This window comes from Burkholderia sp. Bp9031, from assembly GCF_003857965.1.
GTDB lineage: Bacteria > Pseudomonadota > Gammaproteobacteria > Burkholderiales > Burkholderiaceae > Burkholderia > Burkholderia ambifaria_A.
Genome location: NZ_QTPW01000001.1, coordinates 27,451 through 41,799 on the forward strand (window position 1 = coordinate 27,451; position 14,349 = coordinate 41,799).

The window sequence follows — 14,349 nt, forward strand, 5'->3', positions numbered from 1 at the left end:
CACGAAAGAGTCTGAACGATGAAACACGACAGCAATGTGACCTCCACCGTCGGCCACCTGATCGACGGCAAGCGCGTCGACGGCGGCAGCCGCGTCCAGCCGGTGTTCGACCCGGCCACCGGCGAATCGCACAAGAGCGTCGCGCTCGCCGACAAGCTGACCGTCGAAGCCGCGATCGCGTCCGCGCAGGCCGCGTTCCCGGCATGGCGCAACACGCCGCCGCTGAAGCGCGCCCGTGTGATGAGCCGCTTCAAGACGCTGCTCGAGGAGCACGCGGACGAACTGTGCGCGCTGATCACCGCCGAGCACGGCAAGGTGCTCGCCGACGCGATGGGCGAACTGCAGCGCGGGATCGAGAACGTCGAATACGCGACCTACGTGCCCGAACTGCTGAAGGGCGAGCACAGCAAGAACGTCGGCCCTGCGATCGATTCGTGGAGCGAGTTCCAGGCGCTCGGCGTCGCCGCCGGCATCACGCCGTTCAACTTCCCGGTGATGGTGCCGCTGTGGATGTGGCCGATGGCCGTCGCGTGCGGCAACACGTTCGTGCTGAAGCCGTCCGAGCGCACGCCGTCGTCGACGCTGCGCATGGCCGAGCTTGCGCTCGAGGCTGGCCTGCCGCCGGGCGTGCTGAACGTCGTGAACGGCGACAAGGAAGCCGTCGACACGATCCTGACCGACCCGCGTGTGAAGGCGGTGAGCTTCGTCGGCTCGACGCCGATCGCCGAATACATCTACTCGACCGGCTGCGCGCACGGCAAGCGCGTGCAGGCACTCGGCGGCGCGAAGAACTTCGCGGTGGTGATGCCCGACGCCGACATCGGCAATGCGGTGAACGCGCTGATGGGCGCCGCGTACGGTTCGTGCGGCGAGCGCTGCATGGCGATCCCGCTGGTCGTCGCGATCGGCGATGAAACGGGCGACAAGGTGGTCGAAGGCCTGAAGGCCGAGATCGCGAAGATGAAGGTCGGCCCGGGCAACGGTGCCGGCGTCGACATGGGGCCGCTCGTCACGAAGCAGCATTTCGAGAAGGTGACGAGCTTCGTCGAAGCGGGCGTGGAGGCGGGCGCGACGCTCGTCGTCGACGGCCGCAGCGTGAAGGTCGACGGCCACGACGGCGGCTACTACCTCGGCCCGTGCCTGTTCGACAACGTGAAGCCCGGCATGCCGATCTACCAGCACGAGATCTTCGGGCCGGTGCTTGGCGTGATCCGCCTGAAGTCGCTCGACGAGGCGATGGCGCTGATCGACGCGCACGAGTACGGCAACGGCACGTGCCTGTTCACGCGCGACGGCGAGGCGGCGCGCTACTTCGGCGACAACATCCAGATCGGCATGGTCGGCATCAACGTGCCGCTGCCGGTGCCGGTCGCGTACCACTCGTTCGGCGGCTGGAAGCGCTCGCTGTTCGGCGACCTGCATGCGTACGGCCCGGATGCGGTGCGGTTCTACACGAAGCGCAAGACGATCACGCAGCGCTGGCCGTCGGCCGGCGTGCGCGAAGGGACTGTGTTCAGCTTCCCGTCGAACCGCTGACGCGCGTTCCGGCTGCGCGCGACGCCTGCTTGTCGGCGGGTGTCGTCGTACAGCCGGCGCAAGGACGCACAGGCCCGCTCCGATCGGCGATCGGGGCGGGCTTTTTTACGCGTGCCGCGGCCGTGCCGACACGCAACGCGTGGAAGGCGCGCTTACGGGGCGACGACGTGCCACATGTTCTTGAAGTTGTCGCCGTTGCGGTCGCCCTGCTTCATGTCCTTCGAGAAGAAATACAGCGGCCTGCCCTTGTAGGCCCATTGCGGGCTGCCGTCGTCGCGCTTGACGATGGTGTAGGGGCCGACCGGGACGTCGGTCGCGCTGGCCTTGTACGGCGGCCAGAAGGATTCGCATTGGCCCGTGCATGCGCTGGTGCCGGCGTTGGGCTTGTCCTTGTCGAATGCGTAGACGGTCATCCCGTTCGCGGCGACGAGCGCGCCGTTTTCGACTTTGGTGATCGAGCCCTGAGCCGAGGCCGAAACGGACGCCATGGCGAGCACGGCGGAACTGACGAGCAGCACGGCTTTCATGAGTACCTCCTTGTAGTCCGGTGGGCGGCGCAATCGTGCGCACGGCCGGGCGTGCGCACGATCGCGGGGAATGGTGCCGGAACACGGTGCCGTGGCAGCCGGTGCGAGCGACGCGAAGTCGAATGACGGCTGAACGGACCCGCTCCATTCACCATAGGCGGTTTTTGGCAGCGCTGCGAGAAGAACCGGGGGCGCATCGGCAGCGCGTGTGTCTCGCGCAACGACACGGTGTCGGCGCGCGACGGCGCGGATTCAGGACGGTTTTCCGGCGATTGCCGCTGGTGTTGGCGTTGACGGGCGGTGCCGGGCTGCCCCGTCAGCGAAACGCGGGCGCTGCGGCGAGCGCCGTCAGCACGGCCGGCATCGCGAGCGCGGCGGCGATCGTCTGGAACGCGGTGATACCGGCCATCAGCGGCGCGTCGCCGCCGAGCTGGCGGGCCATGATGTATGACGAGGACGACGTCGGCAGCGCCTGGAACAGCAGCGCGATGGTGAGGGCGGCATCGCCGAGCCCGAGCAGGCGGCCGGCCGCGAGCGTGGCGAGCGGCATCGCCATGAACTTGAATGCCGACGCGATGCACATCGGCCGCAGCCATCCGCGCGCCGCATCGAATCTCAGTGCCGCGCCCACGCACAGCAGGCCCAGCGGCATCGACGCGGCGCCAAGCGCACGCACGGCCGGTTCGACCGCGGCCGGAAACGCAACGCCGGTGACCTGCATCGCGATCCCGAGCGCGCAGCCGACGACGAGCGGGTTCGACAGGATCTGGCGCACGAGCGCCCACGCGCCGAGCCGCGTTTCGCCGTAACGCGCGAACACCAGCACGCACATCAGGTTCACGGTCGGCACGATCGCCGCGACGCACACGGCCGCGAGCGCGATCCCGTGCGCACCGAACAGTCCTGCGGCGAGTGCCGTGCCAACATAGTTGTTGAAGCGCACCGCGCCCTGGAACACCGACGTGAAGCCGGCGCCGTCGACCTGCACACATCGGCGGACCAGCAGCAGAAGCGCCGCGACGAGCACCGTCGACCCGACCAGTGCCGCCGCGAGCGGCAAGACGGGCAACGATTGCAGCCGTGCATTCGCGAGACCGTCCGCGAACAGCGCGGGCAGCAGCACGTAGTAGCAAAGCCGCTCGGCGTGCGGCCAGAATGCATCGGCGATGAAGCCCGTGCGCCGCAGGCCGTGGCCGAACGCGACCAGCAGCACGACCGGCGCGAGCGCGAGCAGGATCGGGCCGATCATCGGCGTGCCTTCAGGTGGGCCGGACGGGACGGCAGGCAGGCGGAGCAGCGGAGCGAAGCGGGAGTCCATCCAGCGGGCGACATGGCGGCGCGCGATCGAAAGAGTGACGATGCCGCCAAGTTAACACGCGAATGCAGCAGGAATAATGGTTAATTATCGGGTGTTCAATGAGAAATTCTCATCGATGACGCGGTGACTTCGGCGGCCAGCGCACGCGCGAAACGCTCGGCCGGGCGCGACTGGTGTTCGAGCAGCACGACCGCGCGGCCCATCTGCGGCTGGCCGAACGGCAAGCGCGTGACGGGCGGCAGACGCGCGAGCGTCGAGTCGGGGAGTGCGACGATCGCCGCGCCGAGCCCGCGCGCGACCATGCGCGCGATCGTCTCCGCGCTGTCGAGCACCATCTCCTCGCGCACGCGCACGCCGATGCGGCGCAGCTCGGCGGCGATCATCCGGCCGGCCCACGCCTGCGCATCGAAGCGGATGAACGGCAGCGCCTCGAGCAGCGTGCGCGCGTCGCGCTCCGCGTAGTGCGGCGGCGCGAGCAGCCAGAAGCGGTCTTCGTACAGCGTGGTCCAGGTGAGCGCCGCCGGATGCGGGCGCACCGGGCGCGTCGTGATCGCGGCGTCGAGTTCGCCGGCCGCGACACGGTTCGCCAGTTCGACCGACATGCCGGCCGATACGTGCACGCGCAACGACGGATGCGCATCGCGCAGCGCAAGCAGCGCATCGGGCAGCGGGCCCGACAGCGCGGTCTGGATCGCGCCGATCCGCAGGCGGCCGACGAGCGTCTTCTCATCGCTGAGCGCATCGGGAATCCGGTCGACCATCGCGAGCACCTGCTCGGCCTGCGCGACGAGGATGTTGCCGGCTTCGGTCAACACCGGCTGGCGGCGCGAACGGTCGAACAGCTGGACGTTGTATTCGCTTTCGAGTGTCTTGATCTGCAGGCTCACGGCGGACTGCGTGAGCCCGATCGCTTCACCGGCGCGCGCGAAGGTGCGGTATCGGGCGATTGCGACCAGCGTTCTGAATGCGCGTAGTGACATGGACTCAATGAGGTGGGCGGCCACGGCCGGCACGCGGATTGCTCGAAGATGGCGGCGATCGTGCGCGGACGGCTCGCCGATCGCGGCACGGCCGGACCGCCGAGGCGGCTGGACCCAGCCGGCACGCTGGCGGACATCATGCCCGCGCGTGCGGAAACGGGCAACCACGGCATCGGCGAGTTGCCGCGGAAAGCGCGGTGCGGCGCGTGTGCGGCGGGCGGTGCGGATTTTCGTGAATGGCATCGTGCCGGACGGGCGCGCCTATCTGCGGGCGCGGGCTCGGTCGCGCTCGTGTGTGCCGCCTGCACGTATTTGAACGATGCCTCGGGGCGACGCGGGCCGTCGCGTCCGTCCCGGCCCTTCGCGGAGGTAACGACGATGCCTGACAACCCCGGTGACGTTGCGCGCGCGAGCTATCGCGCGTATGTCGACAAGGACCGCGACGCGATCGAAGCGCTGATCGCGCCGGATTTCCATTTCACGAGCCCGCTCGACAACCGGCTCGACCGCGATGCATACCTGGCGCGCTGCTGGCCGAACAGCGCGATGCTGGCAGGCTTCGAGTTCGTCGATGTCGCCGTGCACGGCGAATACGTGTTCGTCGTGTACGAAGCCGAAACGAGCGCGGGCAGGCGATTCCGGAACGCGGAGCGGCTGCATGTGCGCGACGGACGAATCGTCGAGGCCGAGGTGTATTTCGGCTGGTATGTGCCGCATCAGGCGCCCGATGGCGGGTTCATCGAATCGGGCGGTTGAAGTGGCCTGCCTTCGGCGATGCGCTTATCCCGCAGCATCTTCCCCGAGCGCCTGAATGAACCGCGAAAACAGCTCCGGCTGCGACGAGATCCCGAGCTTGGCATAGAGATGCCGCCGATGCACCTTCACCGTTTCCGGTGAAATCGCCAGCCGCTCCGCGATCGCCTTCGACGAATTGCCGCGCAGCACCATCCGCGCGATCGACATCTCGCGATCGGTCAGCACGCCCGCGCCGAAGCGCGCGAGCGCCTGCTCGACGCGCGCGCCGAGATCGGCGTCGGGCGTCACGCGCGTCGCGTCGCCCACCAGCCGCCAGTGTTGCCGGATCGCCGCGAGCACCCACGGCATCGCGGCTGTCAGCTTGCCGAGCGGCTCGACGTCGAAGCGCGTGGATGCACCGAGCGACAGCGACAGCAGCAGGTCGGGATGCGGCCGCAGCAGGACCTGGATTTCGTCGTCGCCGACCGCATCGCGGAAATAGCTCAGGAAATACTCGCTCTGCCGGAACAGGTCGGGCGCGACTTCCTCGAGCCGGTAGCAGCCGTCGGCGAGCCCGTCGTGCGCGGCCTGCAGGAACGGATCGAGCAGATATAACCCGTTGAGGTAAAGCGGCACCGGCGACGCGCTGTCGGTGCCGCCCGTGTCGTATTCGTCGAGCACGAGCGGCACGCCGTCGCGGCCGATCGCGGTCGCGAGCGCGTTGTCGAACGGCACCATTTCGTTGAGCAGCAGCACCAGGAAACGCCAGAAGCGCGGCTGGCCGAGATGATCGATTGCGCGGCCGAGCGCCTGGTGCATCGCGATTTCGGAGAAGAGACGATCCATACCACCACCGGAAGGGCGTAACACGAAGGGGGAATAGCGGTCCTGAAATTGGCTTCCTAGACTGCCACGCAATCAATCGGACCCGAGTATGGGTGTTCAAAAATGTGGGGCATAGGAGCACAGGAGAACGAAATGGCGATGATGTCGGAATCGACGGGCACGCTGCAAGCGACGCCTGCCACGGAAGACGCGCCGCGCGCGTTGTCGCAGACGCTCAGCGTGCGCGACGCGGTGATGATCACCGTGTCGGGCGTGACGCCCGCAAGCTCGATCTTCGTGATCGCGCCGTTCGCGATCCAGCAGGCCGGCAGCGGTGCGGTGCTGTCGTTCCTGCTCGGCGGCGTGCTCGCGCTCGCGTTCGCGCTCTGCTACGCCGAGCTCAGCGCCGCGCACCGCAGCGCAGGCGGCGAGTACGTGATGGCCAAGCGCGTGTTCGGCACGCTGCCCGGCTACCTGACCTTCATCGCGGTGCTGTCCGTCAGCGTGTTCATTCCGGCCGTGCTCGCGAGCGGCGCGGCTCCGTACCTGAACAACGCGCTCGGCACGCACTTCAGCAACCAGTCGGTCGCGCTGACGATCGTGCTGCTCAGCTATCTGCTCGGCATGCTGAACATCAAGACGAATGCGTGGATCACCGGCGCGTTTCTCGTCGTCGAGATCGGCGTGCTGATGCTGATCGCGGGGCTCGGTTTCGGTGCTCCGCATCGCGGTGCCGACGTGCTGGTCTCACCTGTCGTCGCGAGCGGCAATGCGCTGGTGCCGGCCACGCTCGCGGCGATCGTGCCCGCGATCGGCACGGCGATCTTCTGCTACAACGGCTTCGGCTCCGCCGCGTATCTCGCGGAAGACCTGCGCGGCGGCAACCGCAACGTCGCGAAGGCGGTGATCTATTCGCTGCTGGTGATCCTCGTGGTCGAACTGATCCCGCTTACCGCGATCGTGCTCGGCGCACCGTCGCTGACGGAGCTGACCAAGAGCGCCGACCCGATCGGCTATGTCGTGCGCTCGCTGAGCAACCCGACGGTGTCGCGCGTGGTCAGCGGCGGGATCTTCCTGTCGGTGTTCAACGCGATCATCGCGATCGTGATCACGATGGGGCGCCTGCTGTACAGCAGCGGCAGGCACGCACTCTGGTCGCGCACCTGCAACCGCGCGTTCTCGACGATTCATCCGCGCCTGGAATCGCCGTGGCTCGCAACCATCGCGCTCGCGGTGCCGTCGGCGGGGCTCGTGTTCGTATCGAGCCTCGACGAACTGACCGCGTTCACGGTCGACCTGCTGCTGCTGATCTATCTGGTGGTCGGGCTGGCCGCGCTCGCGAGCCGGTTCGTGCGCCGCGACGTCGAACATCACTACCGGATGCCGCTGTGGCCCGTGACGCCGCTCGTCGCGGTCGCGGGCGCCGCGTACACGCTCTACACGACGCTCGCGACGGCGACGAAGCCGACCGACCTGATCATCATAGGCGTTCTGCTGGCGGCCGCGCTCGCGATGTATGCGGTCTGGGCGCGCCACAGCGATGCGTTCCGCTCGCTCTGAACGCGGCGTCGCTACCTTGCCGTACCGAAACATCGAACCATCGAAACACTGGAGGAATTGCATCATGCGCACGAGGGATCTCGGCATCCGCATCGGACTCGGCACGCCGGGCCGCTTCAACGCGATCACGGACGTGCCGGGCGTGCGGGTCGGACATTGCACGCTGAGCGTCGAGAACGGCGATGCATCGATCCGCACCGGCGTCACCGTTATCGAACCGCGCGCGGGCGCCGCGCACGATTCGCCGTGCTTCGCGGGCGTGCATGTGCTCAACGGCAACGGCGACGCGACCGGGCTCGAATGGATCCGCGAAGCCGGCCTGCTGACGACGCCGATCGCCTATACCAACACGCACAGCGTCGGCACGGTGCGCGACGCGCTGGTCGCGAACGAACGCGAAGCGGCGGCCGGCCGCGTGTACTGGTGCATGCCGGTCGTGATGGAAACCTACGACGGCCTGCTCAACGACATCTGGGGGCAGCACGTAAGTGCCGCACATGTGCAGTGTGCGCTGGCCGCCGCACGGTCGGGGCCGATCGCCGAAGGCGGCGTGGGCGGCGGCACGGGCATGATCTGCCACGAGTTCAAGGGCGGCATCGGCACCGCGTCGCGGGTGGTCGCGGCCGACGCGGGCGGCTGGACCGTCGGCGCGCTCGTGCAGGCGAACTACGGCGTGCGCGAGATGCTGCGCGTGGCCGGGTACCCGGTCGGCGAAGTGCTGCGGCACGTGCCTTCGCCGTTCCGCGCGCCCGGTGCGCCAGGCGAAGCCGGGATGGGCTCGATCGTCGTCACGATCGCAACCGATGCGCCGCTGCTGCCGCATCAGTGCACGCGCCTCGCGCAGCGCGCGAGCGTCGGGCTGGCCCGCGTCGGCGGCGGCACCGAGGATTCGAGTGGCGACATCTTCCTGGCCTTTGCAACGGGCAACGACGGGCTGCCTGCCGCGAACTACGGCAGCAAGGGTGCGCTGACGACGGACGTGAAGATGGTGAACAACGACCACATTTCGGCGCTGTTCGTCGCGGCGGCGGAAGCGGTGGAGGAAGCGATCGTGAACGCGCTGGTCGCGGGGAGCGATGTCGAATCGCGCGGCGCGCGGGTCGAAGGGCTGGGGCAGGCGCGCTTGCTGGATGCGTTGCGCGAAGTGGGGTGGCGGCCGGGACGCGGCGCCTGAAACGGCATGCGCCGCTTCACTCGAAGCGGCGTGGCGGGCAGGGTCGTTGCGGCGATCGGCCGGCGCGTCGTGCGCGCGCGCATGCGATGCGTGCGATGCGTGCGCGGCGGGCCTGGCCGTGACGACGCGGGGTCATGCTCAGCTGCCGAAGTAGACGTTGCAGAAGCTGACGGGGCCGACGCATGCGTTCGGGTCTTCCTGCTTCGATTGCGCACGATCGACGCGGCCGGCAGCCTGGACGGTTTCGGCGCGGTTCGCCGGTTGCTGCGCGAGGTCGGCCGGCGCGGGCTGGGCATGCGCGACAGCGGCGGTGAGCGACAGGGCAACGAGGGCGAGGTGCAGCGGCTTCATTTCAGTTTCTCCTGGGTCAGTGCCAGTCTCGCTGGCAGTGAGGAAACTATAGGCTCGCACTGCTTGAAGATTAATCGCCAGGGGTGCAGAGCTTATTTCCAATCGGAACAAGGATGCCGTTGCGCACGCATCGAGTGCCGTCGAGCGCCGTCGACGATCAATGACGGTGGCGGTTGAACGGCGCGTCCTTGTCCAGCAGCGCGCTGCGGATGAAGTGCAGGCAGCCGACGATGCGCTGCATGCGGTGGCGCGCATCGGGCACCGCGTACCACGCGTGCAGCGTATGCTGCGCGGCGCGGATCGCCAGGTTCACGGATTTCAGCGTGCGCGCGTGGTGGACCGGCGTCGGATCGTCGAAGAAACGCGGCAGCTCGCGCAGCACCGCATCGACCGACGCGGTCCAGCGCAGCGTCTGCGGCGGTTTCGATTCGCAGAACCCGTGCAGCTCGTCGCGCAGGTCGATCACCGCATGACCGACTTCGAGCGTCGACAGCATCCAGCGCAGCGCGTCGCGATGTTCTCGCGTGCGCTTGACGAGCAGCGTGCGCAGCTGCGCCATCAGGTCGTGCGTGCTCGACTGGAAGCGCGCGGAGAGGCCCTGGCGCGCGCCTTCGCAGGCGAGCGTGACCTGGCGGCGCAGATCGTGCGCGATACGTGACGTGAGCCACGGCATGTGGGTCGGAAACACCACGGCAAACACGATCGAACAGGCAAGCATCGCGACGACGACGGCGAAACCGTTGTTGATCAGCACCTCGGGGGTATACGCGATCGCGTTGTCGGGGCCTGCGAGCAGGCAGAAGAACACCGCGAAACCGATCCCGTAGCCGGACAGGCCCGGGCGCATCGCGAGAAACGCGCCGAGGCCGAGCACCGGCGCGAGCGCCGCGCACAGCAGCGGAAAACCGTCGATGTTCGGATACACGTAGCACAGGAACACGTAGCCGACCGCGGTCGCGAACGCCGCGCCGACCGCCATTTGCGCGACGAACTTCGGCGCGCGGGGCGACATCGAGCTCAGTGCGCACGCGATCGCGGTGGCGATCACGGCGAGCGGGCCACTTGGCCATTCGGACGCGATCCAGAACGCGCTCATCGCGCCGACGGCGACGAGCGTGCGCAGGAATGCGAAGCCGACGAAGAACGAATTGGTCTTCACCGCGTAATGCGTGACCGAGCGTTCGAACGCATGATCGTCGCGGTCGAGCGATGCATAGGTGTCGGCATAACCGACATACTCGCCGACGAAGCGATACATCAGCTCGATCGCGGTATCGAAGTCGAGCAGGCCGCCGGCCGCGTGATCCTCGATCTCGCGGCGCGACGCGCGCGCGGCCTTCGGCAACGCGCCGTGAAAGCGGCGCAGTTCGAGCAGCGCGCCGGTCGTCGACGCGATCCCGCGCTGGCGCTCGTCGCGCAACGCGGTGATCCGCTGCGCGAGCCCGTCGACGTGCGGCGCGAGCGCGTCGAGCACGGCGTCCGAGCGGTTCGCGCGCAGGCGCTTGATGAGCTGGTGCAGCGCATGCAGGCGCGTGCATGCATTCATGAACTCGCTGTTCAGCCGCGCGAGCCGGCGGCTGCGCGCGCGAATGTGCGGATCCTCGAACGAGGCGAACGCGCGATTGGCCTCGAAGCCGACGATCTCGTCGACGAAATCGGCGAAGCGCCGTTCGAAATCGCCGCGTGCGAGGTCGCCCGACAGCGCGCCGGCCGCGAATGCCGGGAACTTCACATGACGGGCGGTCAGCGAGCGCATCAGCGCCTTCGCCGAGCTGAGCGGCAGGATCAGCGCGCTGACCGCGCCGGAGCAGGCGATGCCCAGCGCGACTTCCGCGGCGCGCGTGAGCGCGGACTGGAACAGCGTCTGCGGCGTCATCACCGACGGCAGGCCGATCAGCGCGGCCGTGTAGCCGGCGAGCACGAATCCGTACCAGCGGAAGTGGCGGTTGCGCACCGCGAGCGCGATGCAGGTGCCGATCCACAGCGTGATGCCAGCCATGTACAGCTCCGGCTGCTGCGCGAACAGCCCGCCGAGCGCGAGTGCGGCGACGAGCCCGGCCGCCGTGCCGAGCACGCGATAGAAGCTCTTCGCGAACACCATCCCCGACAGCGGCTGCATCAGCACGAACACGGTCGTCATCGCCGTGCGCGGCTGCGACATCTCGAGCCGCATCGCGATGCCCATCGCGAGCAGCGCGGCGAGCACGGTCTTGGCGAGGTGGAGCCAGATCATCCCGTCGCTCGCGGCCCAGTCGCGCGCGGCGCCGCCGAGCGGATCGAGCCAGGCTCTCCATCGTGCGGGTTCGACGGAAGGTCGCTCGATCGCAGGTTGTGGCTTCATGAAAAGAGGGGGGCCGGGGCGGGGCCGGGCAAGGTGCCGCGGCGCGTCCGGACAGGCCCGTTCGACTGGTGAGGCGCCGATTGTAGGAGTGCGGCGCGCGGGCATTAACGCAGCTACGGGGAAACGATAGTTGCAGGCCGCGTAACAATCTGCCGCATCCGCTGGAGGAAAATAGCGGCTCCGCTACAGGTGGCTTACAGGAATGGATACCCTACAAAACATGCGGGTGTTTACGCGCGTCGTCGAGACGGGCAGTTTCACCGCGGCCGCGCAATCGCTGAATTCGACGACGGGCGCGATGTCGCGCGCCGTGTCCGAGCTCGAGGCGCGCCTGCGCACCCGTCTGATGAATCGTTCGACGCGCCGTCTCGCGCTGACGTCGGCCGGCGAAAGCTATTTGCGGCGCTGCCGGCAGATTCTTGCCGACGTCGATCGCGCCGAAGAAGAGGCGAGCTGCGCGCACGAGCGGCCGGCCGGCGTGCTGCGCATGCACAGTTTCGCGAGCGTCGGCCATCACTACGTGATGCCCGCGCTGACGCGCTATCACACGCAGTATCCGGACGTGTCGATCGAGCTGTCGCTGTCGCAGCGCATGCCCGACCTGTTCGACGGCACGAGCGACATGGCGGTCGTCACCGCGTCGTCGCTGCCCGATTCGGAGCTCGTGTCGCATCTGCTGGGCTCGACCTTCAGCATCTTGTGCGCGTCGCCCGAGTACGTGAAGCGCCACGGCGCGCCGGCACGCCCGGAGGATCTCGGTGCACACGCGTGCCTGACGCTCTGCACGCCGGCTTTCCCGACCCACGAATGGGTGCTCGAAGGCGCCGAGGGCGTCGAGCAGATCCACGTGGCGGGGCCGGTGCAGACCAACACGGCCGAGTCGCTCGCGCTCGCGATCCGCGACGGCATCGGGATCGGCATGCTGCCGCTGTATTCGGCGATCGACGCGCTGCACGACGGCACGCTCGTGCGCGTGCTGCCCGGGCACATCCTGCAGAAGATGAACGTGTATGCGCTGTATCCGTCGCGCCGCTTCGTCGACGCGAAGGTGCGTACCTGGGTCGAGATGCTGCGCGCGCAGGTGCCGGGGATGATCGCGCGCGACGTCGAGATGCTGAACGCGATCGACCGCGAACCGCAGGCCGCCTGAGCATCGGCCCGCCGGACGTCGCACGTTACGAGGGGAGAGGCCGCATGATGCGGCCATGAACCGCGCGCCACCCGGAGCAGACGATCGCTCCGGGTGGCGCGCGTCGTCATGTCGTCACAGCGCGGGCTTCGCCGCGACGCCGGATTCGGTTGCGGGCGCACCCGCCGGACCGTACGCGGCTTGCGCGGCCCGATGCCCGGCGATGCGCTGCGCGTTCAGGCGCGCCTGCGCGGCGAGGATGTCTTCCGGATAGTTGCCCGCTTCACCGCGCGCCGGGTTGTAGCCGACCGACTCCAGGTCGACCAGTTCCTGCAGCACCTGTGCACGCGTGACGGGCGATTGCGCCGACTGGGCGAACGACAGGGCCGGTGCGGCAAGCAGGACGGCAGCGGCGGCGGTGACGACGAGCGATTTCACGATGTTCTCCTGTGGATGGGATAGGTGGCCGGTTCGGCGAACTAGGTTCGATCCGAACCGTCGACGCCAGTCTATGCAGCGCGCATCGTCACAAAAACCCCGATTCCCGGCAGGCAGCTTTCCAGATGGCACAACATTGGGGCGCGTCGCCCGTGTCGACCGGCCTCGCCTGCAGCGGCAGGGGGCATGGCCGGCGGGCGACGCGCCGTCACGTCATGCGGATCGGCGCTCAGAACCGCGTGCGCATGCCGATCGTGCCGACGATCTGGTTCGCGGTGCTCGATGCGCCGCCCGACGTGTTGATGAACGCCTGGTAGCCGCGGCCCGACGCGTGCTGGTACATCGCTTCCGCGTACACGTCGGTGCGGCGCGACAGCTTGTACACCGCCTGCAGGTCGACCTGGTGCCACTTCGGATCGGTGCCGTGCTTGCTGTCCGGGTTCGACACGCTGCCGTCCGTATAGACGTAGGCTGCGCCGAGGCTGACGGCCGGCGTCACCGCATAGCGCACGTTCACGTCGTAGTTGTTGAACGCGACCTGGCCGGTGGAGCCGAACGAGCCCGAGTTGTCGTACTGCGAGCGCGTGTAGACGAAGCCGACGGTCGCCGGGCCGAACACATAGCTGACGCCACCGCCATACGTGCGCATGCGGTCCGCGCCCACCGACCAGCCGCCCTGGCTGACGCCCTTCGCCTCGGCCACGTCCGTCGCGCCGGGGCTCGCGCTCGTCGAGCCCTTCGTGCCGTTCATCTGCAGGTACGCGCCTGCCAGCTTCAGCGGCCCGTTCGTGTAGCTCGCCGCGACGCTGTACGCGCGGTTGCCGGCGAAGTTCGTCGAGTTCGAGAAGCCGTACAGCGCGCCGACCTTGAAGCCCGCGAGCGAGTCGCTCGTGTACTTGACCGCGTTGTTGATGCGCACCGAGTGGTTCAGGTTGTCGTTGTCGAACGGATGCGCGAAGCCCGTATCGCCGAAATCGCCGGCCGTCGCGGACAGCGGCGCGACGAAGTCGACCATCGTGTCGTACTGGCGGCCGAGCGTCAGCGTGCCGTAGCCGGCGCTGCTCAGGCCGACGTATGCGTGCCGGCCGAACAGCTTGCCGTCCTGGCCGAGCGCGCCGTTGTTCGCGTTGAAGCCGTTCTCCAGCACGAACAGCGCCTTCAGGCCGCCGCCGAGATCCTCGCTGCCGCGCAGGCCGAAGCGGCTGCCGTTGATCGTGCCGCTGGCCATGCGCCACTGGGCGCTGCCATTCACGTTGTTGGTGTACGCGATGCCGGCGTCGATCAGGCCGTACAGCGTGACCGAGCTCTGCGCGTGCGCGAACGGGGCGAACAGTGCGGCGGCGGATGCGGCGGCAATCAGGGTTTTGTTCATGTAACTGCTCCTGCGTGTGGGACGGTGATCAAAGTTCGGCGCAAGTGTAGGGGCGCGTTCGCC

13 protein-coding genes are annotated in these 14,349 nt (G+C 68.3%); 5 read left to right on the plus strand and 8 right to left on the minus strand.

Annotated features, from left to right (window positions below):
• Positions 1-18: 18 nt before the first annotated feature.
• Entirely contained in the window at positions 19-1,536 is a 1,518-nt protein-coding gene (locus DIE15_RS00130; protein WP_124831861.1) for a CoA-acylating methylmalonate-semialdehyde dehydrogenase, read from the plus strand.
• A gap of 152 nt (positions 1,537-1,688) precedes the next feature.
• Here the strand turns inward: DIE15_RS00130 and DIE15_RS00135 are convergent, their stop codons facing one another.
• The 3 genes from DIE15_RS00135 to DIE15_RS00145 form a co-directional block, all read right to left on the minus strand.
• Complete coding sequence (locus tag DIE15_RS00135) at positions 1,689-2,063, minus strand: hypothetical protein (protein WP_057927106.1); 375 nt, start codon at positions 2,061-2,063, stop codon at positions 1,689-1,691.
• A 316-nt stretch (positions 2,064-2,379) separates the two neighbouring features.
• Positions 2,380-3,312, minus strand: a complete 933-nt coding sequence (locus DIE15_RS00140) for an AEC family transporter (RefSeq protein WP_124831863.1) — start codon at positions 3,310-3,312, stop codon at positions 2,380-2,382.
• 164 nt (positions 3,313-3,476) lie between these two features.
• Positions 3,477-4,361, minus strand: a complete 885-nt coding sequence (locus DIE15_RS00145; protein WP_124831865.1) for a LysR substrate-binding domain-containing protein — start codon at positions 4,359-4,361, stop codon at positions 3,477-3,479.
• Positions 4,362-4,739: 378 nt separating this feature from the next.
• Between DIE15_RS00145 and DIE15_RS00150 the strand changes: the two genes are divergently transcribed.
• Positions 4,740-5,117: a nuclear transport factor 2 family protein gene (locus DIE15_RS00150; protein ID WP_057927264.1), complete on the plus strand. Its 378-nt coding sequence runs from the start codon at positions 4,740-4,742 to the stop codon at positions 5,115-5,117.
• Positions 5,118-5,141: 24 nt separating this feature from the next.
• Here DIE15_RS00150 and DIE15_RS00155 read toward each other — a convergent pair whose 3' ends face one another.
• Positions 5,142-5,942 carry a helix-turn-helix transcriptional regulator gene (locus DIE15_RS00155; protein WP_124831867.1) on the minus strand — a complete coding sequence of 267 codons (801 nt, stop codon included), beginning with the start codon at positions 5,940-5,942 and terminating at the stop codon, positions 5,142-5,144.
• A gap of 132 nt (positions 5,943-6,074) precedes the next feature.
• On the opposite strand from DIE15_RS00155, the gene DIE15_RS00160 reads away from it, so the two are divergent.
• Positions 6,075-7,481, plus strand: coding sequence for an APC family permease (locus tag DIE15_RS00160; RefSeq protein WP_057927109.1), 1,407 nt, complete (start codon positions 6,075-6,077; stop codon positions 7,479-7,481).
• Between the two features lie 64 nt (positions 7,482-7,545).
• Positions 7,546-8,655, plus strand: a complete 1,110-nt coding sequence (locus tag DIE15_RS00165; protein ID WP_124831869.1) for a P1 family peptidase — start codon at positions 7,546-7,548, stop codon at positions 8,653-8,655.
• Between the two features lie 138 nt (positions 8,656-8,793).
• On the opposite strand, the gene DIE15_RS00170 is transcribed toward DIE15_RS00165, so the two are convergent.
• Together DIE15_RS00170 and DIE15_RS00175 are read right to left on the minus strand one after the other, a co-directional pair.
• Complete coding sequence (locus tag DIE15_RS00170) at positions 8,794-9,006, minus strand: hypothetical protein (protein ID WP_124613565.1); 213 nt, start codon at positions 9,004-9,006, stop codon at positions 8,794-8,796.
• Positions 9,007-9,163: 157 nt separating this feature from the next.
• On the minus strand, positions 9,164-11,347 hold the full coding sequence (locus tag DIE15_RS00175) for an FUSC family protein (protein ID WP_124831871.1): 2,184 nt from the start codon (positions 11,345-11,347) through the stop codon (positions 9,164-9,166).
• A gap of 202 nt (positions 11,348-11,549) precedes the next feature.
• On the opposite strand from DIE15_RS00175, the gene DIE15_RS00180 reads away from it, so the two are divergent.
• Positions 11,550-12,497 (plus strand): LysR family transcriptional regulator, encoded by a 948-nt coding sequence (locus tag DIE15_RS00180; protein ID WP_124831873.1) that lies wholly within the window; start codon positions 11,550-11,552, stop codon positions 12,495-12,497.
• Positions 12,498-12,611: 114 nt separating this feature from the next.
• Here DIE15_RS00180 and DIE15_RS00185 read toward each other — a convergent pair whose 3' ends face one another.
• Both DIE15_RS00185 and DIE15_RS00190 read right to left on the minus strand, forming a co-directional pair.
• Positions 12,612-12,914, minus strand: a complete 303-nt coding sequence (locus DIE15_RS00185) for a DUF4148 domain-containing protein (protein WP_057927114.1) — start codon at positions 12,912-12,914, stop codon at positions 12,612-12,614.
• Positions 12,915-13,143: 229 nt separating this feature from the next.
• The gene (locus DIE15_RS00190; protein WP_124831875.1) at positions 13,144-14,286 is read right to left on the minus strand and encodes a porin; all 1,143 of its coding nucleotides are present in this window, start codon (positions 14,284-14,286) and stop codon (positions 13,144-13,146) included.
• Positions 14,287-14,349 lie beyond the last annotated feature (63 nt).

What these genes read in the sequence shown, in the direction of transcription:
- DIE15_RS00145 (WP_124831865.1), bottom strand. Translation starts at nt 4,361, where the DNA reads ATGTCACTACGCGCATTCAGAACGCTGGTCGCAATCGCCCGATACCGC.
- DIE15_RS00140 (WP_124831863.1), bottom strand. Translation starts at nt 3,312, where the DNA reads ATGATCGGCCCGATCCTGCTCGCGCTCGCGCCGGTCGTGCTGCTGGTC.
- DIE15_RS00175 (WP_124831871.1), bottom strand. Translation starts at nt 11,347, where the DNA reads ATGAAGCCACAACCTGCGATCGAGCGACCTTCCGTCGAACCCGCACGA.
- DIE15_RS00135 (WP_057927106.1), bottom strand. Translation starts at nt 2,063, where the DNA reads ATGAAAGCCGTGCTGCTCGTCAGTTCCGCCGTGCTCGCCATGGCGTCC.
- DIE15_RS00180 (WP_124831873.1), top strand. Translation starts at nt 11,550, where the DNA reads ATGGATACCCTACAAAACATGCGGGTGTTTACGCGCGTCGTCGAGACG.
- DIE15_RS00150 (WP_057927264.1), top strand. Translation starts at nt 4,740, where the DNA reads ATGCCTGACAACCCCGGTGACGTTGCGCGCGCGAGCTATCGCGCGTAT.
- DIE15_RS00190 (WP_124831875.1), bottom strand. Translation starts at nt 14,286, where the DNA reads ATGAACAAAACCCTGATTGCCGCCGCATCCGCCGCCGCACTGTTCGCC.
- DIE15_RS00155 (WP_124831867.1), bottom strand. Translation starts at nt 5,942, where the DNA reads ATGGATCGTCTCTTCTCCGAAATCGCGATGCACCAGGCGCTCGGCCGC.
- DIE15_RS00170 (WP_124613565.1), bottom strand. Translation starts at nt 9,006, where the DNA reads ATGAAGCCGCTGCACCTCGCCCTCGTTGCCCTGTCGCTCACCGCCGCT.
- DIE15_RS00130 (WP_124831861.1), top strand. Translation starts at nt 19, where the DNA reads ATGAAACACGACAGCAATGTGACCTCCACCGTCGGCCACCTGATCGAC.
- DIE15_RS00160 (WP_057927109.1), top strand. Translation starts at nt 6,075, where the DNA reads ATGGCGATGATGTCGGAATCGACGGGCACGCTGCAAGCGACGCCTGCC.
- DIE15_RS00165 (WP_124831869.1), top strand. Translation starts at nt 7,546, where the DNA reads ATGCGCACGAGGGATCTCGGCATCCGCATCGGACTCGGCACGCCGGGC.